We start from the raw sequence: 1,047 nt of genomic DNA, 5'->3' as shown, positions 1-1,047 counted from the left end.
GGTAAATATACAGTTATCGAGATTCCCGTGCAAGTGATAGGGTGGGTGTCTGGGTTTTATCGACTCGGCAGGCGTATCAAGTGATAGGGTGGGTGTCTGGGTTTTATTTATTGTTTTTGAAAGCTGGACTCAAGGAGGGCGTTACGAAACTTTACCTCCTCGTAAGTTCGTTGGCTTGAAATCAGAAATGGACCTTGTTGTGCAAAAGTTTGAAGCGACTGGTGACGTGGGAGTTCTAAATGATGAGCTTAATTTAGGGCTTGACGCAGTGCAGTTAGCGGAGCTGCAAACAGATCGGATTATGTATGTTCAAATTGAGCCTGGTGATTTTAGGTTTTCATATGAAATGCCGTCGGGCAACGAAGCTGGCGCTATTCCTGGTGAATGGGTGCCGGGAGGGCGAACTAAGTCTGGAACGTCAGAAGCAGCGCTTGTTGGTTCGGAAAAGGTGAACCATGGTAAATCTCTTAGTGGGTATTCCAAAGAGTTTAAGAATACAAAAATCATAAAAGATAAATAGAGCTAAATTATGAGCCAACAACCTCTTAAAAAGCTTAATGCTGCACAACTAATAGATTTAGCACATGAAGAATCAGACTGTGCAGAGTGTGCAGCTTGCACTAAGGAAAAATTTAAATCTTGGTCGAATATCAGTCTGGAGGTTAAGTCTAATATCAGCCCTGTTGGCGAGTTTGAGGATGCTGAGGCAGATATTAAAAAGAATGCTTACACGGAATTACATCCTAACGGTTCAAATTATTGGAGTGCCGATGCTCCAATTGCCATTCATTTTTACCCTTATCATGAAAGTAAGATAAACCTGTGTAAAGAATGCAAAGCGGTGCTTTTGACTTATACGGAATTTGCAGGTCATGCGCCCCAGCACAGAATTAGGTATGTCGACAAAGACTTAATAGTCGATTAACAGTTGACGCCCGCATATCACTACTATCAAGACACCCACTCTAAAGAAAGCGCCGGATCCTACTATCAAGACACCCACTCTAAAGAAAGCGCCGGATCATTTTAATGTTGAGCCTGTTTGAA

The 1,047-nt window shown here is 42.5% G+C and carries 2 protein-coding genes; both read left to right on the top strand.

From position 1 onward, the window contains the following. The first annotated feature begins 88 nt into the window (after nucleotides 1–88). A complete protein-coding gene (locus IDZ20_RS05815) occupies nucleotides 89–520 on the top strand; it encodes a hypothetical protein (protein ID WP_188150488.1) in 432 nt (143 codons plus the stop codon). Between the two features lie 9 nt (nucleotides 521–529). Continuing rightward, a complete protein-coding gene (locus IDZ20_RS05810; protein WP_188150487.1) occupies nucleotides 530–925 on the top strand; it encodes a hypothetical protein in 396 nt (131 codons plus the stop codon). Nucleotides 926–1,047: the final 122 nt, after the last annotated feature.

Origin of the sequence: Teredinibacter waterburyi, assembly GCF_001922985.1 — a bacterium.
In the GTDB taxonomy this organism is placed as follows: Bacteria; Pseudomonadota; Gammaproteobacteria; order Pseudomonadales; family Cellvibrionaceae; genus Teredinibacter; species Teredinibacter waterburyi.
The sequence above is the reverse complement of the archived record's forward strand: the minus strand, read 5'-3'. Positions and strand labels throughout refer to the sequence as shown.

Bases quoted from the DNA above. Each gene is read 5' to 3' on its own strand.
- IDZ20_RS05810 (WP_188150487.1), top strand. From the start codon at position 530: ATGAGCCAACAACCTCTTAAAAAGCTTAATGCTGCACAACTAATAGAT.